This window comes from Sneathiella chinensis, assembly GCF_012720115.1.
Lineage (GTDB): Bacteria > Pseudomonadota > Alphaproteobacteria > Sneathiellales > Sneathiellaceae > Sneathiella > Sneathiella chinensis.
Genome location: NZ_VNWN01000004.1, coordinates 454,116 through 474,745 on the forward strand (window position 1 = coordinate 454,116; position 20,630 = coordinate 474,745).

Genomic DNA, 20,630 nt, shown 5'->3' on the forward strand with positions numbered 1-20,630 from the left:
GGGTGGTGGCGAATACGGCACAAATCGGGGAGGGAAAATGCCTTACAACTATATTGTCGGCTTTGACGGAACAGATCAGTCCCGCCGGGCCGTGGACTATGCCGCGGCGCAGGCGGAAAAGTCCGGTGCTGAACTTCATCTTGTTTTTGTGATTGAGTGGTCACCCTACAGTTTCCATACCGCTGCTGAACTGGCCGAACGCAAGGGACGGCGGGTTCAGGAATTGAAACGGGCCGAGGAAATTGTTCTTCCGCTGGCGGAGGAATTGAAGGCGAGGGGCGTTGTGTCCCATGCCGTTGCCCGCCATGGCAATGCGGTCGAGGTTCTTTGCTCGTTGGCGAAGGAAAAAGAGACCGCCCAGATCATCATCGGCCGGACGGGAGATACGGCCCTGACGCAGCGGTTGCTTGGCGGGCTTGCCATTTCATTGGCACAGGCCTCGCCCGTACCGCTGACGATCGTGCCGTAACGGCAGACTGAAATCACAGACAACAGGGGGGAATATTATGCTAAGAAGCCTTGCAGGCGCCATTTGCAGCCTGTTTTTCATGACATCCATCGCCCATGCCGAGGGCAGTATTGATCAGGCCATCAGTGATATTGTGGCGCCGATCGTCAATCCGATTGTCAGTACGGTTTTCTATTCCGTGCCTATTTTCGGCACCGACTTTCCGTTGATTGTGGGCTGGCTGGTGCTGGCGGCGACAATCTTCACCATCTATTTCGGTTTCGTCCAGTTTCGCGGGTTCAAGCATTCGATCGAACTGGTAAGGGGCGACTATCTGGACCCGAAAGATGCAGGCGAGGTGACGCCGTTTCAGGCGCTGGCCACGGCTTTGTCCGGGACGGTCGGGCTTGGCAATATCGCGGGTGTCGGCGTGGCCGTCTATATCGGCGGTCCCGGCGCAACCTTCTGGATGATCCTTGCCGGATTGCTGGGAATGGCCTCCAAATTCACCGAATGTATTCTGGGGGTTCGGTATCGGAATGAATATGCGGACGGGACGGTTTCCGGTGGCCCCATGTATTATCTGTCCAAGGGCCTGTCCGAGGATGGCCGGGCCAGACTGGGCAAGTTCCTTGCCATTTTCTTCTCCATTTGCTGCATCGGCGGGGCACTTGGCGGCGGCAACATGTTCCAGGCCAATCAATCCTATGCCCAGATTTCCGGCATTTTCCCGTTTTTTGAAGGCAGGGGCTGGTTATTTGGCCTGATCATGGCGGCCCTTGTGGGGGTTGTTATTATCGGCGGGATCAAATCCATTGCGCGGGTTACGGAAAAAGTGGTCCCGGCCATGGCGGTGATCTATGTGGGGGCGGCCCTGATCATTATCCTGATCAACTTCACGGCCATTCCAGACGCCATCAGCGCCATTTTCACAGGGGCGTTTGCCCCGACGGCGGTTGCCGGCGGGATTGTGGGGGCCCTTATTCAGGGGTTCAAGCGGGCGGCCTTTTCCAATGAGGCCGGTATCGGTTCTGCCTCGATCGCCCATTCCGCCGTCCAGACCAAGCATCCTGTGACCGAAGGGTATGTCGCCCTGCTGGAGCCGTTCATTGATACGGTTGTCATTTGTACCATGACCTCGCTGGTGATCATCATTACCGGTTCCTGGGTTCCGGGCGATGGTGTGACGGGCATCGCGCTGACCTCGAAGGCGTTTGAAGCCAATTTCGCGGGCTTTGGATATGTACTGGCCTTTGCGGCAGTCCTGTTCGCCTTCTCGACCATGATTTCCTGGTCCTATTATGGGCTCAAGGCGTGGACCTATATGTTTGGGGAAGGCAAGTCGAAGGAGGTGACGTTCAAGTTGATCTTCTGCGTCTTTGTCGTGATCGGCGCGTCCATGAGCCTTGGACCGGTCATTGATTTCTCGGATGCCATGATCTTTGCCATGGGGATTGCCAATATCATCGGGTTGTATCTGTTGATGCCGAAGGTGAAGGCCCTGCTGAAGGATTATCACGAGAAACTTTCCAGTGGTGAAATCCGCAAGGTCAAGGAACTGGCCGCTGCTGAATAGGTAAAATACCGCTTTCACCTGAAAGGGCTGGCGCCACGGTGTCAGCCCTTTTTTGTTTTTTCGCATCGGAAGAGAGAGGGGGGGCGGCAGAGGCGGGGGGACGTGTTTCAAAATTGTGAAATAATCTGGCAACCTCTTCGCTTTTAAAAAGATTTTCTTGTTTATCCGTTCGGGAAGTCTCTAGACTGCTGGCGGCAGGAAAAGGAAAAATAACATCCTGCCTCATAAGGTTACAGTATCCGGGCGCGTCAATGACTGTAAATGCACTATTGGAAGTTCTCAGGTTCACGGTAATGACCGGCCTGATCACCGTTATCCTGTTCAAGGGCTGGCCCCGAACGGGGCAGGGGGGCAGGCTTGGCTATCTGATGGTTGTTGCGGGATTTGTGTTGCTGCTGTTCGGAATGGTGATCGATGTTCTGGATGACTTCACCGATTTCATGCCGACCGTTCTGGCGCTGGACCCGTCGGGCGGGCTTGTCACATTTTTGGAAAAAGGCGTGGGCTATACGGCGGGCTTCACCGTTCTCGGGGTCGGATTTTTCCTGTGGTTGCCAAAGGTCAAGCGCTATGGCGAGGCGGTTGCGGGCCGGGAGTTGGCGGAAGGGGCACTGAAAGCACGGGAAGAGGATCTGGTCCGTGCCCAGCGGCAAGCCCGCATCGGTAGTTTTCGCTGGAATGTGGAGAAGGATGAGCTGTCCTCGTGGAGTGAGGAATATGCCCGAATTCTGGGCGTTCCCGGTCAGGATGTCCGGGCCTATCTGAAAGAGCATATGCTGGAAGCCATCCATCCCGATGACCGGAAATGGGTTTCTGCCGAATTCGAGAATATTGATCGGGACCGGAAGGATTACGAACTGGCTTACCGACTGGTTCGTCAGGATGGGTCCTTCATGGATGTGCTGGAGCATGGGGAATTTGTCCGGGGGGCGGACGGGACCGTAACCGAGCGGTTTGGCACCTTACAGGATGTGACCCAGATGCGGGATGCCGAAGCAAAATTGCGGCAGTCCCAGAAAATGGAAGCGGTGGGCCAGCTTACCGGCGGGATTGCCCATGATTTCAACAACCTGCTGGCGGTGATTCAGGGCAATGCGGAACTGCTTGAAGATGAACTGGGCAGCGGGAACAAAATGTTGCAGGCGGTGCTGCGGTCGTCAGAACGGGGCGCCCAACTGACCCAGCAACTGCTTGCCTATTCCCGCAAGCAGGCCCTGTATCCGGAAGTGGTGGATATCAACGCCACGCTGGAGGTGGTGGGGTCCATGCTGAACCGTATTCTGGGCGAGGCGGTGCAGCTTGATATGGTGGCTGGCAAGGATTTGTGGTCCAGTAAAATTGATCCGGGTCAGCTTGAAAATGCCCTTCTGAACCTGTCGATCAATGCACGGGATGCCATGCCGAACGGGGGCTGCCTGACGGTCGAGACCGGGAATCTCGCGCTGGACGAGAACTGGGCCGAGGGGCGAAACAGCATCCCGGCGGGGGAATATGTGGTTCTGTCGGTCAGTGATACCGGGCAGGGGATGTCCCCGGAAATTCAGGAACGGGCGTTCGAGCCTTTCTTCACCACAAAGGAAGTGGGCAAGGGATCGGGGCTTGGGCTCAGTATGGTGTCCGGCTTTGTCCGGCAAACCGGTGGCCATATCACGATTTACAGTGAAATGGACAAGGGCACCACGGTCCGCCTGTTCCTTCCCCGATATACAGAAGGGCTGCCTTCCGGGGGGACGGTATACAGGGAAAGCCTGTCAGGAAGCCTTGGTCAGGAAGTCATTCTGTTGGTTGAGGATAATAGCGAGTTGATGGACCTGATTGGTGAGTTGCTGAGATCCTTGCGCTATGAGGTTTTGAGCGCGGCCAGCGCCGACCATGCGTTTGAGGTGCTTCAGAGCGGAAAAACGGTTGATCTGATCCTGACCGATGTCATGCTGCCGGGGCAGACAAACGGGATCGACTTCGTTGCAGAGGCAAGGAAGATGTACGGTCCCATTCCCGCCCTTTACATGTCCGGCTATACCAAGGCCGCGGCCAGCCATCTGGACCGGTTTGAAAAGGATATCACCCTGCTTCAGAAACCGTTCCGAAAAGTTGAACTGGCGGGCCAAATCCGCAAGACCCTGTCCCGCACCGCCGTTTCCTGAAGCCGGGCGGAGGTGTTCAGCCAGCCTGTATGTCTGGATACAGGCCAGCAGGACCGAAACGGTGCTGAATTTTGGAAATACTGCTATGCCGTTCGGGAATCGTAAAGGGGGTAAAGCCACCAAAGACCCGCCGTTGATGATCATAAAGAGAGGACGCCCCTATTTGTTCCATACGGGGGTCAGCCCATATTTTCTGCCATCCTTCATCACGTGCCTTCTTCGATGGCCATTGAACCCAAGACAGGGCGACATTCTCCTGTTCCGTTGCCTGTACGGCACGGAAAAAATCGGTGAGCGTTCCGTTTGGCAGGGAATCTCCCCACGCTTCGGCAACCTGCAGGGCCCCGTGTTCCTTGAAAATGCGGGCGGCGTGCCGGGCCTGCTGTTCGTAGGCGTCCCTGTTCGAGAAGGGCACTGCAAGAAGGGACACATCCATATAGCCTGCGTCCAAGGCGGTGGGGGCCTCGGTTAGGGGGGTGAAGCCCCCAAAAATCATTCTCTTTCCATCGAACGGCATTTCTGTTTCCAGACGGCGTACCTCCTCGTTTTCTGCCATTTTCTGATAGCTGCTGTCGGCCGTTGCCTTGTCGGGAAATTCCAGCAGGGAAAAGACAATGGCTTCGCCCGCTTGTGCCAGGACTGACCGCCGGAAATCCGTGATCTTTCCATCGGGGATGTCGTTTTCCCAATATTCAAGCAGATAGTTTGTGCCGATCTCCTTGAAGTAGGGGGCCAGACTGTCCGTGTGTTGGCGATAGGCGTCCTTGTTTTTGATCGGAATCGCAGCAACGCATCCAATGAAATGTGGCAATGATTTTCCTCCCTTTTCTCGTTTAGCAAAAACCTTTGGGTTCTCGTATTGACAATTAGGTTGGTATCAACATAATTTGCGTATGTCAAATATGAAGCAATTTCCATATGCCGCGACCCTTGATGTCCGGGATCATTGTCTGTGTCTGGCGGCGCAACGGGCTGCACGGGTTCTGGCCCGTAAATTCGATGTGGCTTTTCAGGCGGTCGGGCTGACCAATGGGCAGTTCTCGCTGATGATGTCCTTGAACCGGCCTGCGCCGGGTCTCACGATCGGTGCGGCTGCGTCTTTTCTGGCCATGGACCGAACAACCTTGACCGCTGCCCTGAAGCCACTGGTAAAGCGGGGGCTTGTCGATATGACAGAGGACCCGTCAGATCGGCGCAGCCGTCTTCTGACCCTGACGGAGGAGGGGCATGCCGTGTTGCTGAAGGCCTACCCGATCTGGGAGGCAACCCACCGTGAAATTGACCAGAAGCTGGGTGAACCGGGGGGGGAGGCCTTAAGGGGCGGATTACAGGCTGTCCTCTAGAAAGGGGTGCCTTTTCCGAACGGCTGATTACCGCGCCTTTTCGGTAATGAACTCAAGAACGGTCTGGTTGAAAAGGTCCGGCTCTTCCAGATGGAGGAAATGCCCGGCCTCTGGCAGCAGGACTTTTTTCAGGCCTTCTGGATAAAGCTGTTCCATGCCGTCGGCCAGATCCACCCCCATGCAGCCGTCTTTCATCCCCTGAAAATAGAGGCCGGGAACAGGGATGGGCTGGGTGCCGAAGCCGCTTTTCTTCTGGCCGGGGCGCGCCTTTTCCGGGGCGGGCCCAAAGGTGTGCCGGTAATAGTCAAGGGCGCTTTTAAGGACGCCGGGGCGGCGGAACGTTTCCTTCAGGTGTGCCATATAATCCTCGTCCCGTATCCATCCCGGTGACCAGTCGGCCCACAGGCGGTCAAGAAAGGCGAAATCATCATGCCGAACTGCCGCTTCGGCAAACGGGGAGAGAAAAAAGAACATGTACCACGAACGGCGCTGCTGATCGGGATCGGTGATCAGGGCTTCGGCGAAGCGACGCCCATAGGGCACGGCAAGGGTGACCAGTTTGTGAATACGCTCCGGCGCGCGTAAGGTCGCGGCATAGGCGGCGGTGGCCCCCCAGTCATGACCGATCAGAAGTGTTTTCTCGATATTGAGGGCATCCAGAAGATTAATCACATCAAGGGACGTTTCAGAGGCTGTAAAGCGGGGGTTCTGGTCCCGAATATCCGGGCCGTATCCGCGCATGAAGGGGGCGATGACGCGGTAGCCTTGGTTGCTGAAAAACCGGATCTGGTGTTGAAAGCTGTAGGGGTGATCCGGGAAACCGTGCAGGCAGAGGAGGGCAGGGCCGTCCCCGGCCTCAAGATAGTCCACCGGGGTTCCGGCAATCGTCAGCGTCTTTTTATCCATGATCCCTGTCTCAGTCTGGTTCCGCCTTTACGGCGTTTTTATCGATGCCATATTTTCGAACTCTAAGGTACAGGGTTTTGTAGGGGATTTTCAACTCATCCGCTGTTTTCTGCATGGAGCCCCCATGGGCCGCCAGTGTTCGGAGGATGAGGCTTTTCTCGAATTGTTCAAGGCGCTGTTGCAGGCCATGCCCCTCCGAGGTGGGGGAGGGCGTTTCCTTTCCGCCTGAGGAGCCGGTAAGCGGAAGCCCAAGCACATATCGTTCCGCCGCGCTGATCAGTTCGCGAACGTTGCCCGGCCATGTATGGGACAGCAGGTCCTGATCCAGTTCCGGCGAGACCGGGGGCAGGGGGCGGTCCAGCCTGTCCGCAGCGCGGGACAGGAAGGTGCGAAACAGAACCGGGATATCTTCGTGGCGTTCCCGCAAGGGGGGGATGAAAATCTCGGCCACATGCAGGCGGTAATAGAGGTCTTCGCGGAAGCTGCCAGCCAATGCCCGTTCGTGCAGGTCATCCTTGCTGGCGGCGATGAAGCGGATATCCACGGGGACAATCCTGTTGCCGCCAATGGGCTCAATCACCTTGTCTTGAAGGACCCGCAGCAACCGGACCTGAAGATCAAGGGGCATGGATTCGATTTCATCCAGAAACACCGTGCCCCCATCCGCATGTTCCAGTTTTCCGATCCGCCGCTTGTCGGCGCCCGTGAAGGCGCCTTTCTCATGGCCGAACAGTTCGCTTTCAATCATGCTGCCCGGGACGGCGCCGCAGTTGATGGCGACAAAGTTCCGGTCCTTGCGGGGGCCAAATTCATGCAGGCAGCGGGCAACCTCTTCCTTGCCGGAGCCGGTCTCGCCGCGAATGAGGATGTTGACATCTGTGGTCGCAAGGGCAGCAACGGTTTCCCGCAGCGATACCATTCCGGCGCTTTGTCCGATCAGGCGTTCCCGAATGCCGGTTTGGTCCTGAAGCGAGTTTCGAAAAGCCCGGTTTTCCAGAACAACGGCCCGGTGGCGGGTGGCCCGCTCAACGCATTCGACAAGTTGCCGGGGGTGAACCGGTTTTTGCAGGAAGTCCCACGCACCGTTTCGCATGGCGGTGACCGCCATATCCACATCCCCGTGCCCGGTCAGCATGATGACAGGCAGTTCGCCGTCAAGGGACACGGCCTCTTTCAGAAAGGCATGTCCATCCATTCCCGGCATCCGCACATCCACCACCACCACGGCGGCAAGATGGGGGGAGATTTCCTCAATCGCCTCAGCCGCATTGTCAAAGGTGCGAACGTGAAAGCCGGACAGCTCAAGGGTTTGGGCCGCGCTGGTCAGGACGGCCGGGTCATCGTCAATAAAGAAGACGGCAATGTCCGGGGTTTTGCTTTCCATTACCAGATTTCCTCTGCTTGTACGGGAAGGGTGGCCGGATGCCCTTCTGTCGGCAGCGACAGGGTGAAGGTGGCGCCTTGCCAGTCCCCGTTATTGTGGGCGGTCAGTGTGCCCCCCAGTGTTCTTGCGATATTATACGAAATGGACAGCCCAAGTCCCATCCCCTGTCCGACGTCCTTGGTCGAGAAAAACGGGTCGAAAACATGGGGTAGAACCGCTTCTTCAAGGCCGGATCCGGTATCGGAGAAGGACAGGGTCAGCAGTCCTGTATCCCCGGTCGTTGCGGTGATGGTCAATTCCCGTTCCTCCTTGCCCTGCATGGCGTCAAAGGCGTTGGAAATCAGGTTGATGAAGATTTGCTCAAGCCGCAGGCCGTCGGTCTGCAGGGAAAAGGCCCCTTCCGGGATTTGGCGGCTGACCGTAATGTGGTCCTGACTGATCCGGGTGCTGAACAGATCAAGGGCCCGGCCCAGACATTTTGCCGGGTCCGTGGGGGCAAAGCTGAGGTCGGGCTGCCGTGCAAGGGTGCGGAGGTGCGAAGCAAGCTCAATCATTCGAACCACCTGAACATCCATGTCCTGAAGGGCCTTGCCCGCAGAAGCAAGGTCGCCTTTGTCGATGAGCAGGGTAGCATTGTGGATCCAGTTGGAAACGGCCATCAGGGGCTGGTTCAATTCATGGGAAATGCCCGATGCCATCTTGCCAAGGGACGCCAGCTTGCTGGCCTGTACCAGTTCCTCGCGGGTGTTGCGCAAGGATTGCTCGGCCTTTTTACGGATCATGACCTCCTGCCGCAGTTCATCAACCACGGAGCGGAGGTCAGCGGTTCTGAGGGCAACAGTTTCTTCCAGCTTTTCCTGTGCCTGTTTGCGGTCAGTGACATCATAAATCGTGAAAATCCGCTTGATGCCGGATCGCTGGCGAACGGTTCGGCAGGCGATGTCGCCGGGAAAACAGGTGCCGTCTCGCGTGCGGAAGGTCAGTTCGATGATGGTGGGTATCCAGGTGTCCTGCTGGCCGGGGACCGGTTCATTCCCGGCGCTCAGGAGGGCGGCAAGGGCGGGCCTGTCCTTGTCGCTGATCAGGTCCGCCATGAATTTTTCGGATTGCCCGGATATGTCGGCGGGATAGCCGAAAAGCTGCCTTGCGGTATGGCTGAAAAATTCGATCCGGCCGGCATCATCCGTCATGACCAGTCCGGCAACGGAGCTTTCGATAATGGCACGGGTCTGCTGCTCTTCCACCTCTCTGGCGGTATTGCGGAAGATGACAAGGGCGTCGGCCATGCGGGATATCTCGTCATGACCACGGGTGTCGATCGGGGTATCCAGTTGCCCTTCGGCAATTTTCTGCATGGACTGCCCCAGTTTGGTCAGGCGCCGGACAAGGGACCGCCGAACAAAAACAAGGCTGGCGAAAAAGGCGGTCAGGACCACCACGATCACCGCAAGGGCCAGTTGCGCCGTCCGCAGGCTGATCAGGTTGCGGGCGGTGTCGGTCGCTTCCTTGATGGCATCTTCCGTTCGCTTGACGGTCAGGGACAGGACCAGCCTGATCTGGGTAATCTTGACCTGTATCTTGTCCAGTTCGCGGGTGGCGTTCTCTTCGGTTTGAAGTTGCTGTTCCTTCAAATGGACCAGATTTTGATCCCCGTGGATGTGGGATGTAAAACGGCTGACGGCTTTCTGGACATAACTTGGCATTTGGGCGGCCGTGTCCGTCATGTCCTTTTCAAGTTGTCGCAACTGGTGCACAGAGGCTGAAAACCCTTCAACGGACAGGGTGTTCAGATCGTTGGACAGAATGTCGTGAAAGCGGTTCGACAGACGGTCCAGCGAGACAAGTTCGCTGCCCACGGTTGTGCGGATGGAGGCCATGTTGGAGAGCAGCTTTTGCAGGTGCCGGTGATCGGCCTGAAGCAGGGCCTGTCGGTCCTGCTGAAAACGCAGCAGGCGGATGCGATACTGGGCCGAGGTGTTCAGCAGGGTAAGGCTGGTTTTCAGGCGTTCAACCAGATCGTCAATGCGCCCCTTGTTGTCTTCATCCAGACCTTCCCGTTCGTAGGCGATATTCAGGATGCCCATCCGGTTCAGGTAATCATTCAGACGGCCATAGATGGCGCGCCGCTGGGCCTCGTCCGGGGCGCGGGCCAGTGTTGGTCCCGCCTCATGGAAGCTGTTGGCAATACCAAGCAGGTTGATGGACTTGGCAAGCGAAGGGGTGCGGACCTCACTGAATTCGGTGATCTGGTCCCCCAGTTCCTCAAACGCCAGCCAGGACAGGACAAGGGTGCCGATCATGACCGAGCAGATGACCGCAAATGCCAGATTGACCTTGGCCCCAATACCGCGAGGAATAAATCTTGGCGAAAAACTGCGCATCTGCTTCCTTGACTGACCCGTGATTTCCCTAGTTTTAGGGCGCATTGGGCCCTGCCTGCAAGTGTTTCGGTGGTTGGGCGCGGTGGGGAGGAGAGGGGCGAGGAATAAAATCTGACAAATTTGGCAGATTGTTTGTTTTTCGGCCTGCCAAAATTGTCCGAATGTGTCGCCGGTCACAGAATTAAGCTAACGTAATAAAGTTATAAAATCAGAACCTTGTTTGATTGTTTGCCAAACTGGCGCAATCCTTGCTGATGCGAAATGGAATGCCTGTAGCATCGCACGAAGAGGTGTGGGCAGTTCAAGATGGAAAGAAATCAAGGGAGGATCGTTGTAATGCGTTCCAAATTATTGCTTTGTGCTGCTGTTGGCGGCGCCATGATCATGGGAGCTTCTGCTCCTGCTTTTGCGGATGAAAACTGTCCGCGTGGTTCACTCGATACACTCTATTGTGACGTTGACGGGGACCTTGTCGCCGACTCACCGACCGATGAGTCCAAGTGGAAAGACCCGAGCACGCTGGTCTTTACCTATACTCCGGTTGAAGATCCGGCTGTATATCGTGACGCATTTGCCGATTTCCAGGAGTATCTGTCCAAGGCAACTGGCAAGAAGGTTGTCTATTACACCGTTCAGTCCAACTCTGCTGAAATTGAAGCCATGCGCTCCGGCCGTCTGCATATCGCCGGCTTCTCCACCGGTCCGACCGGCTTCGCCGTCAACCTTGCCGGTGCGGTTCCGATCGCTGTTAAAGGGACACCGGACGGGTTCCAGGGCTATAACCTGATTATGATCACCCGCAAGGACAGCGGTATCAAATCCCTTGCCGACCTGAAGGGCAAGAAGGTTGCGCATACCTCTCCTTCCTCCAACTCCGGCAACCTGGCGCCGCGCGCCCTGCTGCCTGATGAAGGTCTGGTTCCGGGCGAAGATTACGAAATCGTTTTCTCCGGCAAGCATGACCAGTCCGTCATGGGCGTTGTCTCCGGTGACTATGATGCCGCTCCGGTTGCATCCGACGTTTACACCCGGATGGTTGCCCGTGGTGTCGTGAACGGCGACGAGATCGAGGTTCTGTATCGCAGCCCGAAATTCCCGACCTCCTCCTTTGCCTATGCACATGACCTGCACCCGGACCTGGTTCGGAAGATTGTCGGTGCTTTCCACACCTATCGTTTCCCGAAGCCCATGCAGGACGCCTTCAAGGGCGCGGATCGTTTCTACCCGATCACCTACAAGGCTGACTGGGACGTGATCCGCACAATCGCTAACGCAACCGGCGCTTCCTATGACCGTAAGGGTCTGGACGCAATGGCCGCGAAGGAAGCGGAAAAGAAAGCCAAGAAAAAGTAACGCATGACGGGGTCAGGTTGGAATTACCGGCCTGACCTTGTTTTCGGGTGGGACAGCCTGTCGTTTCCGGCCTGCTGTCCGCCCTTGATTAGTTATTGAATTACGCCCCTTCTTCGGATCGGTTTCGGGCCGTCAGGGGGTCAGTTGACAGGAAATCAATTATGAATCAAACGGCTGCCTCGTCTTTGGCACATGCGGATGCTGAGACGTCCCGTGCACTTGTCATCAAGAATCTTGTTAAGGAATATACTCCGGGGAAACCGGTTCTCTCCGGTATTTCACTTGAACTGGAAGCCCGGGGCATCACGGCCATCATCGGGCCTTCCGGAACCGGTAAAAGTACCCTGATCCGGTGCATCAATCGTCTGGTTGATCCGACCAAGGGGGAAATCCTGTTCAAGGGGAAGGACCTGGCAAAACTGAGCGGCAAGCAACTGCGCCTTGCCCGCCGTCATATCGGCATGGTTTTTCAGGAATATAACCTTCTGGAACGCCTGTCCGTCATGGAAAACGTTCTGAGTGGACGGCTTGGATATGTGTCCCCGTTCCGCGCCTGGCTGCGGAAATTCTCGGAGGCGGACATGCAGCGCGCCTTTGAACTTCTGGATCAGGTTGGCATGGCAGACTTCGCCGACCAGCGGGCCGATGCCCTGTCCGGTGGTCAGCGCCAGCGTGTCGCCATTGCCCGCGCCCTGATGCAGTCCCCGGATATTCTTCTGGCCGACGAGCCGACCTCCAGCCTTGACCCGAAAACCTCGGTTGAAATTCTGGACCTGATGACGGAACAGGCGAAAATTCGCAACATCCCGGTTGTCATCAACATCCACGACGTGACACTCGCCAAGCGGTTTGCCGATCGCATCGTTGGCATGTCTTCCGGTCACGTGGTTTATGATGGCGCCCCGGACGGATTGCAGGACGAGCATCTCAAGGCCATCTACGGCGGCGAGGACTGGCTGTCATGACGTCATCCGATACCACCACTGCCGTGCAGAGGAGATACAAGCCAAAGCGCAACTGGCTGGCGACGATCTCCTATATCCTGCTCGGGGTTTATCTGGTTTACGTCCTCAGCCTGTTTGACGTGAACACAGGCCGCCTTGCAGACGGGATGGAGCATGGCGCCAACTTTCTGGGCCGGATGTTCCCGCCCAACTTTGAACGCTACAATCTGCTGATCGAAGGTTTGCTCGAAAGTATGCAGATTGCCATCATCGCCACCACCGCCGGGGTCGTTCTGTCCTTGCCGGTTGGTTTTCTGGCGGCACGCAACCTGATGCCTGCCTGGGTGACCTGGCCTGCGCGTCTTCTGATTGTGGCCTGTCGGTCCTTCCACCCGGTGATTGTTGCGATCCTGTTCGTGAAGGCCGTTGGCTTTGGTGCCCTGGCGGGTACTTTGGCGCTGGTGGTTGCTTCCATCGGCTTCATTGCCAAACTGTTTGCCGAGGCGATCGAGGAAATTTCCCTGAAGCAAATCGAGGCCATCCGGGCCACGGGCGCCCCGTTCGGCAGCGTGATCATTTTTGGTGTTCTGCCGCAGGTCATGGGCCGCTTTATCGGTTTCACCTCCTACCAGCTTGATTCCAATCTCAGAAACTCGACCATGGTCGGGATCGTCGGTGCCGGTGGCATCGGGGGCACCTTGTTTGCTGCCTTCCAGCGGTTCGACTACGACTTTGTATCTGCGATCCTGATCTCCATTATTGCGCTGATCATGGCAGCAGAAGGCATCAACAACATCATGAGGAGGCTTTATCGATGAGCGAGAATACGGCTAACGCCTCTTTCATGGAAAAGAGGACCTGGTCCCGCTTCACCCCCATGGAACGGACCGCCCGGTTCCTGTTCTATTTCGTAACGGTTGCCGCCATCGTTGTGTCTGCACAGACCATCGAAATTATCCCGGAATTCCTGATGGATGCCCCGGAGCAGATTGGTGACATGTTCAACCGCATGTGGCCGCCGGCCCTCAGCTATTATCCAGACAGCATTCACGAGGCGCTGCTGGAAACCATCCATATCGCCACCCTTGGCACCTTGATCGCGCTTATTCTTGCGGTCCCTGTCGGGGTTATGGTTGCCGAGAACGTGACCAAGAATAAGTTCCTGAACTGGTTCGGTCGCCTGATCCTTGTGTCTTCACGCAGCATCAACTCCCTCGTCTGGGCGCTGTTGTTCGTTGCCATCCTCGGCCCGGGACCGCTGGCGGGTGCCTTTGCCATTGCCTTCCGGTCTGTCGGTTTTGTCGGCAAGCTGTTCGGTGAGGCGCTGGAGGAAAGTCACAAGGGGCCCATTGAGGCGCTGGAGGCAAGTGGTTCCCCGTGGTTCAGCACCATGATGATGGGGTACTGGCCGCAGGTCCTGCCCACATTCTGGTCGGTTGCCCTGTTCCGCTGGGACATCAACCTGCGCGAATCCGCTGTCCTTGGCCTTGTCGGTGCCGGTGGTATCGGTGTGGCCCTGAACACGGCACTGGAGCTGTTCTATTGGGATCGTGTCGCCATGGTGCTGATCAGCATGCTGGTGGTTGTCGGTCTGGTGGAGCTTCTGGTGACCCAGATCAGAAAGCGCATTATCTGATCCTTCTATCGGAAAAAAGCAGGTTTGATCCTGTTTGATGGAAAGCCCGGTTCATGTCTTGAGCCGGGCTTTTTTTATAACCGCGGTTATGTTTTTATTTGAGCATTATTAAATGAGGATATACCATCTGGGGTGGAGGCGCAGTCTGGATGCCCATACGGGATATTGATATTGCGGCAACGTTCCGAAAGGCGGAGCAAGCCGGCTTGAGAGTGGCCTTGAAAGGCCGGTTGATTGCGATCGCCATTATCGGCACTTTCTTTGTGCTGTCGCGCATGATGGACCCGGATATCGCCCTAGGATATCTGATCGCCTTTTCCGGTTTTTTTCTGTTGGGGGCCCTGCATCTGAAGCTGCTGGGGTCGCGGTTTGACTGTTACTGGGTCAAATATATCTTCGTGACCATTGATTTCGCGGTTTTTGCGGCCCTGATGGCGACGCAAAAGGTATATCAGTATATGGACCTGCCCGTTGTCATGAATTTCCGTCTGACCTATTTCCCCTTCCTGTATCTGGTGCTGGCCATGGCGGCGTTCAGCCTGTCCCCGTGGCTTGTCCTGTGGGCCGGTGGGGTCGGGGTGGTGGCATGGCTGGGGGCTTGGCTCTGGGCCATTCGGGACATGCCGGTTCGGTTCGATTGGCAGGATATCGGGGCGCAGCCGGACAAGGAAACCTTTCTTTATATCTTCTTCAACGAGAACTTCATTGGATTGGGTAGCCGGGTGCAGGAAAGCATTGCCTTCCTGATTGTCGCGGTCCTGATTTCCATGGTCATCTGGCGGGCCCGCAATACGGTGTTCCGGCAACTGGAACTGGATCAGGAACGCCAGACGATCACCGAGGTGTTCTCGCAATATGTGCCGGAGGAAATTGCCAACGCCCTGATTGCCGACAAGGGTTTGCTGGAACCGGTAGAGCGGGAGGCCACGGTCCTGTTCGTGGATATCGCAGGCTTTACAAAAATGACGGAGGATGATGGCCCCCAGCGGATTGTCAGGGTCCTGAACGAGTATTTCGACGGGGCAACGGCCATAATCTCGCGCCATCAGGGGGTGGTGACCAGTTTTATTGGCGATGCGATTATGGCAACCTTCAACCTGCCGGTGGAAGACCCGGATCATGCCCGCCACGCCATTGACGCGGCCCATGATATTCTGGCGCTGGTGGAGAGGGCGCGGTTCGATGGGAAAAAGCTGGATGTCCGGATTGGCCTTAGCACCGGTCCTGTGATCGGGGGCAGTATCGGCGGTGCCGGACGGCAGAGCTATACGGTGTATGGCGATACGGTCAATCTTGCCTCGCGGCTTGAGGGCATGAACAAGGAGCAGGGAACCCGCCTTCTGATGACGGAAACAACCGTCGAAGCGGCGGGCCATCAGGCCGCCGAAAAGGTGGGTGAGTTGCCGGTTCGGGGATTGGCCCGGCCAGTGAGTGTGTTCAGGAGTTCGGCCTCGTCCCCATCCCCCAGCCCCATCGCTGGTCCGTGAGGGAGACGATTAGGGCAGTGCGAGGGCGCTGTCGGTCTCGCCGGTTTCGGGGGCGGGCAGGTACAAATTGCACTGGGTGCCATTGGTCCCGTCACTTTGAATGTCAAGGCGTCCGTTCTGGACCTCGGTCATTCGGTAGCAAAGGGCCAGTCCCAGTCCTGTACCGCTGCCATCATCGGCGGTGGCCCCCCGGTTTTGCCAGCGTTCTGCCCGGCTGAACAGTTCGAAGATAGAATCCAGAAAGTCAGGATCTATTCCGGGTCCCTGATCCTTGATGGAGACCTTGACCTGTCGGTTGCTGCCTTGGCCGGTAAAGCCGCTTTCAATGGTGATTTCGGAATTTGCGGGGGAATATGTGACCGCGTTGTCCAGTAACCGGATCAGGACATGACTTGTGGCCGTAGCATCAAAAATGGCGGTAGGGGCCTGTTCCGGCGGCGGGGTGCAGGTGATGCCGATATTCTTTGTCTGGGCCTTGGGGCGGGCGACGCTCAGGCTCTGCTCAAGGGCGTCTTCAAGGGATTGTTGCTTCAGGCTGGGGGCATAATCGTCCGCCCTGATACGGGCAATTTCCAGAATGGTATCAATGGTTTTCAGAAGGGTCCTGCCGGAGGTCAGGATCATGCCTGCGAATTCTTCTGCCTGCCGGGCGTCTTTCGCCTGTCCTGATTTCAGAATCTCGGACAGGCCGATAATGGCGTTCAGGGGGGTGCGCAGTTCATGGCTGGTATTGCGCAGGAAGTTGGTCTTGGACTTTTCCGAGGCGATGGCCGCCTCCCGCTGTTGCAGGTAATCGACCGTGCGGATTTCCAGATCCCGGCTTTTTTCCTGCAGGCTGGCATTTTGCGCGATCAGTTCATCCTTCAATTCCCGGACTTCCTGAAGGGTGGATTGCAACACGGCAACCGACAGGGACCAGCGATAGATGCCAATCACGATGAAGGCCACGCCCAGAATATAGCCGCCGAAATTGATGGCAATCTGGAAGGGAACGGCGGCGTTGGGAATGGGGATGATGCCGGTTTTGACAAGTTCGTTGTAGAAAATATCCAGGGCGCCGCCAAAGGCCAGCAACAGAAACCCGCCAATAAAAAAGCGCATCCCCTGTTCTTTACGGGAGATATGGCTCTGGATAAAAGCCACATAGATAAAGATACCCACGAAGAGTACCAATCTTATGGAGGCAAATATCATGGGGGCTCTGTCCATCTTTCAGATACTCTCCTCCGTCATTGCCCTGTCCAACCAACTCGTCTGAACGCTATTATAATAATACTAAAATTACCTTAAAGGGGCGCGGGGGGTGTTCTGGCCGAGAAGTCGCGCCCCCGGATTGGCGCCAACCCACCCCGCCCGGGGGCGGGTTACAGCAGGCTCTGTAATTCCTTCAATCGGGCGGTCAGGGCCTCTTTGTCGTATGGGATGGCCTGTCCCTGTCCCCAGACCGGCCCCGGCCATGCGGCGTCCTCCGGGGTGCGGGCAATGACATGGATATGAAGCTGGGGGACCAGATTGCCAAGGGCGCCTACATTGATCTTGCAGGGGACATACAGGGCGGAAAGGCTTTCGGAAACCGTGCGGATATCGCCCGACACTTTCTGATAGGTGTCCGGGTCCAGATCATGAAGTTCCGTGATGTCGTCAACTGTCGGTACAAGGATCACCCACGGGTAGCGGGCATCATTCATGAGCAGGGCGCGGCAGGCGGAAAGATCACCGATGGAATGGGTGTCGGCCTGCAGTCTGGGATGAAGTTTGAACATGGGGGGCTCTCGCGGTTGAATGACAGGATACTATCGTTGAAGCCTTGGAATGACAAACCGGTTTTACCCTGCTGCAGGGCTCTGGGCGCCTGCGGGCAGGGCCGTGCCGGGAATGAAATAGTCAGTTGGCATCCGGGGTTTTGATGCGTATTCTGGCGCCGTCAAAAGATAACAAGATGGCGATCAGGACAGGTCGGCAGAGGGGAGCCTCGCTGGCATCGTTGCGCCAATAACAAGGAAGTAGATATGACCACTCACCCTCTGCCGGAGACCGGACTTTTCAGCGAGCGCAGCACAGAGGCCCCCTTCATCAGTTTTCCAGAGCGTATCCGAAAAGCGGCCGCCGACCATCCTGACATGGAAGTCCTGAGAGTTGGAGAGCGCGTTCACACCTGGCGGACTTTCATGCCAAGGATCAACAGGGTTTCGAACCTGCTGCAAAGCCGGGGCATCGGGCGCGGTGACAAGGTGGCTGTTCTCGCGACCAGCAGCCTTGAATATATCGAGGTCTTTTTGGGTACCGTTCAGGCAGGCGCCTGTTTGGTCCCCCTGTCCGGCATGGCATCTTCCTCGCAGCTTCAGGGCATGATCGAGGATAGCGGGGCGGCCATGGTGTTTGCCTCGGCCTCGACGCGGGGCCTGATCGACCCGTTTCGGGGGCAGGTCAAGGGTCTCCCCGATGATGGATATGTGGCCTTTGATTTCACGGCAGACGGCTGGGCGGCGTATGAGCAGGTATTGGCGGCGCAATCCGATCAGGAGGTGATCATCCCGATCCAGCCAGAGGACGCGTTCAACCTGATCTACAGTTCCGGGACAACAGGCGTTCCCAAGGGAATTGAGCAGAGCCACCACATGCGCAACCAGCATGTGGCCCGTTTTGAAAAACTGGGCTTTGAGGTTGGCGCTGTGACATTGAGCTCAACCGCCCTTTATTCCAACACCACGCTGGTGGCCATGCTGCCGACGCTGGCGCTGGGGGGGCAGGTTGTCCTGATGCCCAAGTTCAATGTGGATGAGTATCTGAAACTGGCCGAGAAACACAAGGTCACGCACACCATGCTGGTCCCGGTCCAGTATCAGCGGATTCTGGCCTCCCCGGATTTTGACAGCTATGACCTCAGTCATTTCCGGATGAAAATGTCCACAAGCGCCCAGCTTCGGGCCGATGTGAAGGCGGATGCCCTGAAGCGATGGCCGGGCAAGCTGATCGAGATTTATGGCCTCACCGAAGGGGGGATTGGCACGGTACTGGTGGCGACCGACTTCCCGGACAAGCTGGCCTCGGTCGGCAAGCCGGGCGAGGGCGTTGATCTTCGCATCATCAACGAGGCAGGCGAGGAACTGCCGCAAGGCGAGATCGGTGAGGTTGTCGGGCGTTCCGATGCCATGATGACCGGTTATCACAACAAGCCGGAACAGACATCGGACATGCTGTGGACGTCCCCGGAAGGAAAGATTTTCTTCCGCAGCGGCGATATGGGGCGTCTGGACGAGGACAATTTCCTCTATTTGCTGGACCGCAAGAAAGACATGATCCTGTCCGGTGGGTTCAATATCTATGCCGCTGATATCGAGGCGGAGCTGTTCCCGCATCCGGCGGTTGCTGATGCCGCCGTGATTGCTATTCCCAGCGAGGAATGGGGGGAAACCCCGTTGGCGCTGGTGGTGAAAAAAGCCGGGGACCAGACAACGGAAGCGGAACTGATGGCCTGGGTGAATGAGCGGCTTGGCAAAACACAGCGGGTATCCGGTGTGAAATTCCGCGATGACCTTCCGCGCAATACCATTGGCAAGGTCATGAAGCGGGAATTGCGGGAAGAATATAGCGGCAAATAACTGCATGTCTGGAGGGGCAAATTGATTGCATTTGCCCCTTCCTGACTGTTAAACCTCTGTTAACGACAATGTTGCAGTATGGTCGGCATAATCTGGCGGTATTTCGAGGCCGGACAGATAAATGGGGCGTATCGGGTTGAGTACAGGATCAGGCAGCGCGAGAGATGAGTGAGGTGAATAATCTCCCCTTGAAGGAGCGATTGAAGCTCTGGTGGGAGGGATATGAACTGCACAAGGTTGCAAAGAAGGTGGAGGTGGAGCCGGAGCCGGTCCATGATGATGGTCCTCCTACCGTTCACGGCTGGAGCCTGAGTCGTCAAAGGTCCGTTGTCACCCTGTTCGGTGTGGGCATGACCCGCTGTATTCCCGACAATGTCAAGGCACGCCTGACAACCCCCATGGGCATCAACAAGACAATGAGCGTGGTCGAACTTGGGTCCGGCCTGTGCGGGTTTTCCCATTGGGTGGTGGATCAGTACGAAACCTATATCACCGCCTATGAGGAAGATGCCGACCTTGTGGAGGCAGCGTCCACCCAGACACGGATGGCTGGCCTGTCCCGGAATGTCCGGGTAGAGCAGTGCAATTTCGAGAATTTCGAACCCAAGCCCAAGTCTGCCAACGCGGCCTATGCGTCAGAGGCCCTGTTCCATGTGAAGAACAAGCAGGACTGTTTCAACCGGATTCATGAAATGATGAAGCCGGAAGGCCAGTTCATGATGTCCGATTACATGCTGGACGGCAGCAAGGCCGATCACCCTGCCTTGCAGGAATGGTTCGGTCTGGAACGAGAGGTTCCGCATCTTCACGATGTGAGAGAGATTCGCCGCATGCTGACCAAGGCAGGTTTCGAAGTCAGTATCGCAGAGGATACAACAGACGAATACAAGGCCAACGTCTTGAAGGCCTTCTCCGAATATGCCGCCAGAACCGGCCGGGGTGAAAAAAGCGGTCATCTTCATGACTGGGTTCTGAAAGAAGGGGAATTGTGGACAGCACGGGTGAAAGCCATGGAAGCCGGAGCGTTGAAAGTGTTCCGTATCTATGCCCGCGTGCCGGCGCAAATCCTTTAACGCCGTCAGGGCGCCCGCCAGCGGATATGAATCGCAGGAACCGGGCGTTTTCGGCATTGACAGACGGGGGACGGGCAAGTATGGTCCGGCCTTCAAATTTGAACAGTTATTGTAGGGCCTGTACAATGAAAGTCATTAACTCGCTGAAATCTGCGAAGAAACGTCATCGCGATTGCCGCGTAGTCCGTCGCAAGGGTCGTGTCTATGTTATCAACAAGACAAACCCGCGCTTCAAGGCACGCCAGGGCTGATACGCTTTGAAAATAAAAATCTGGCCAGAATTTCTGGATAGTGAAAAAAAACCGCACTGAGCTTCAGCTGCGGTTTTTTTATTGCCCGCATGACACTATAGT

Annotated in this window: 19 protein-coding genes; 12 read left to right on the forward strand and 7 right to left on the reverse strand. The window is 56.7% G+C overall.

The window, feature by feature from the left end:
- The first annotated feature begins 37 nt into the window (after positions 1-37).
- The gene (locus FQB27_RS08735) at positions 38-469 is read left to right on the forward strand and encodes a universal stress protein (RefSeq protein WP_169560568.1); all 432 of its coding nucleotides are present in this window, start codon (positions 38-40) and stop codon (positions 467-469) included.
- 37 nt (positions 470-506) lie between these two features.
- Positions 507-2,024 (forward strand): alanine/glycine:cation symporter family protein, encoded by a 1,518-nt coding sequence (locus FQB27_RS08740; protein WP_169560570.1) that lies wholly within the window; start codon positions 507-509, stop codon positions 2,022-2,024.
- On the opposite strand, the gene FQB27_RS08745 is transcribed toward FQB27_RS08740, so the two are convergent.
- Positions 1,999-2,250: a hypothetical protein gene (locus tag FQB27_RS08745; protein WP_169560571.1), complete on the reverse strand. Its 252-nt coding sequence runs from the start codon at positions 2,248-2,250 to the stop codon at positions 1,999-2,001. The genes FQB27_RS08740 and FQB27_RS08745 overlap by 26 nt on opposite strands.
- 25 nt (positions 2,251-2,275) lie before the next feature.
- Between FQB27_RS08745 and FQB27_RS08750 the strand changes: the two genes are divergently transcribed.
- Positions 2,276-4,168, forward strand: a complete 1,893-nt coding sequence (locus FQB27_RS08750) for an ATP-binding protein (RefSeq protein ID WP_169560573.1) — start codon at positions 2,276-2,278, stop codon at positions 4,166-4,168.
- A 16-nt stretch (positions 4,169-4,184) separates the two neighbouring features.
- On the opposite strand, the gene FQB27_RS08755 is transcribed toward FQB27_RS08750, so the two are convergent.
- Positions 4,185-4,979 (reverse strand): DUF1428 domain-containing protein, encoded by a 795-nt coding sequence (locus FQB27_RS08755; protein ID WP_169560575.1) that lies wholly within the window; start codon positions 4,977-4,979, stop codon positions 4,185-4,187.
- A gap of 82 nt (positions 4,980-5,061) precedes the next feature.
- On the opposite strand from FQB27_RS08755, the gene FQB27_RS08760 reads away from it, so the two are divergent.
- Positions 5,062-5,511, forward strand: a complete 450-nt coding sequence (locus tag FQB27_RS08760; protein ID WP_169560577.1) for a MarR family transcriptional regulator — start codon at positions 5,062-5,064, stop codon at positions 5,509-5,511.
- A gap of 27 nt (positions 5,512-5,538) precedes the next feature.
- On the opposite strand, the gene FQB27_RS08765 is transcribed toward FQB27_RS08760, so the two are convergent.
- Genes FQB27_RS08765 through FQB27_RS08775 form a run of 3 tightly spaced genes read right to left on the reverse strand, consistent with a single transcriptional unit; the run spans position 5,539 to position 10,182 of the window.
- The gene (locus FQB27_RS08765) at positions 5,539-6,417 is read right to left on the reverse strand and encodes an alpha/beta fold hydrolase (RefSeq protein ID WP_169560579.1); all 879 of its coding nucleotides are present in this window, start codon (positions 6,415-6,417) and stop codon (positions 5,539-5,541) included.
- A gap of 10 nt (positions 6,418-6,427) precedes the next feature.
- Positions 6,428-7,801: a sigma-54-dependent transcriptional regulator gene (locus FQB27_RS08770; RefSeq protein WP_169560581.1), complete on the reverse strand. Its 1,374-nt coding sequence runs from the start codon at positions 7,799-7,801 to the stop codon at positions 6,428-6,430.
- Positions 7,801-10,182, reverse strand: a complete 2,382-nt coding sequence (locus FQB27_RS08775) for an ATP-binding protein (protein WP_169560583.1) — start codon at positions 10,180-10,182, stop codon at positions 7,801-7,803. The genes FQB27_RS08770 and FQB27_RS08775 overlap by 1 nt, the downstream gene beginning before the upstream one ends.
- Positions 10,183-10,518: 336 nt before the next feature.
- Here FQB27_RS08775 and phnD point away from each other — a divergent pair, with 336 nt between their 5' ends.
- The 5 genes from phnD to FQB27_RS08800 all read left to right on the forward strand — a co-directional run bounded on the left by phnD (position 10,519) and on the right by FQB27_RS08800 (position 15,602).
- A complete protein-coding gene (gene phnD / locus FQB27_RS08780; RefSeq protein WP_169560585.1) occupies positions 10,519-11,535 on the forward strand; it encodes a phosphate/phosphite/phosphonate ABC transporter substrate-binding protein in 1,017 nt (338 codons plus the stop codon).
- A gap of 161 nt (positions 11,536-11,696) precedes the next feature.
- Positions 11,697-12,500: a phosphonate ABC transporter ATP-binding protein gene (gene phnC / locus FQB27_RS08785; protein WP_169560587.1), complete on the forward strand. Its 804-nt coding sequence runs from the start codon at positions 11,697-11,699 to the stop codon at positions 12,498-12,500.
- Positions 12,497-13,297 (forward strand): phosphonate ABC transporter, permease protein PhnE, encoded by an 801-nt coding sequence (gene phnE, locus FQB27_RS08790; protein WP_169560589.1) that lies wholly within the window; start codon positions 12,497-12,499, stop codon positions 13,295-13,297. Before phnC ends, phnE (FQB27_RS08790) begins: the two co-directional genes overlap by 4 nt.
- Positions 13,294-14,115 (forward strand): phosphonate ABC transporter, permease protein PhnE, encoded by an 822-nt coding sequence (gene phnE / locus FQB27_RS08795; RefSeq protein WP_206374473.1) that lies wholly within the window; start codon positions 13,294-13,296, stop codon positions 14,113-14,115. Before phnE (FQB27_RS08790) ends, phnE (FQB27_RS08795) begins: the two co-directional genes overlap by 4 nt.
- A gap of 149 nt (positions 14,116-14,264) precedes the next feature.
- Positions 14,265-15,602, forward strand: a complete 1,338-nt coding sequence (locus FQB27_RS08800; RefSeq protein WP_169560590.1) for an adenylate/guanylate cyclase domain-containing protein — start codon at positions 14,265-14,267, stop codon at positions 15,600-15,602.
- 9 nt (positions 15,603-15,611) lie between these two features.
- Here FQB27_RS08800 and FQB27_RS08805 read toward each other — a convergent pair whose 3' ends face one another.
- Both FQB27_RS08805 and FQB27_RS08810 read right to left on the reverse strand, forming a co-directional pair.
- Positions 15,612-16,763, reverse strand: coding sequence for a sensor histidine kinase (locus FQB27_RS08805; RefSeq protein WP_169560592.1), 1,152 nt, complete (start codon positions 16,761-16,763; stop codon positions 15,612-15,614).
- A 203-nt stretch (positions 16,764-16,966) separates the two neighbouring features.
- Positions 16,967-17,365, reverse strand: coding sequence for an HIT domain-containing protein (locus FQB27_RS08810; RefSeq protein WP_169560594.1), 399 nt, complete (start codon positions 17,363-17,365; stop codon positions 16,967-16,969).
- Between the two features lie 246 nt (positions 17,366-17,611).
- On the opposite strand from FQB27_RS08810, the gene FQB27_RS08815 reads away from it, so the two are divergent.
- The 3 genes from FQB27_RS08815 to ykgO all read left to right on the forward strand — a co-directional run bounded on the left by FQB27_RS08815 (position 17,612) and on the right by ykgO (position 20,528).
- Complete coding sequence (locus tag FQB27_RS08815) at positions 17,612-19,204, forward strand: class I adenylate-forming enzyme family protein (protein WP_169560596.1); 1,593 nt, start codon at positions 17,612-17,614, stop codon at positions 19,202-19,204.
- A gap of 164 nt (positions 19,205-19,368) precedes the next feature.
- Positions 19,369-20,277 (forward strand): SAM-dependent methyltransferase, encoded by a 909-nt coding sequence (locus tag FQB27_RS08820; protein WP_169560598.1) that lies wholly within the window; start codon positions 19,369-19,371, stop codon positions 20,275-20,277.
- 125 nt (positions 20,278-20,402) lie between these two features.
- Positions 20,403-20,528, forward strand: coding sequence for a type B 50S ribosomal protein L36 (gene ykgO / locus FQB27_RS08825; RefSeq protein ID WP_169544712.1), 126 nt, complete (start codon positions 20,403-20,405; stop codon positions 20,526-20,528).
- The last annotated feature ends 102 nt before the right edge of the window (positions 20,529-20,630 follow it).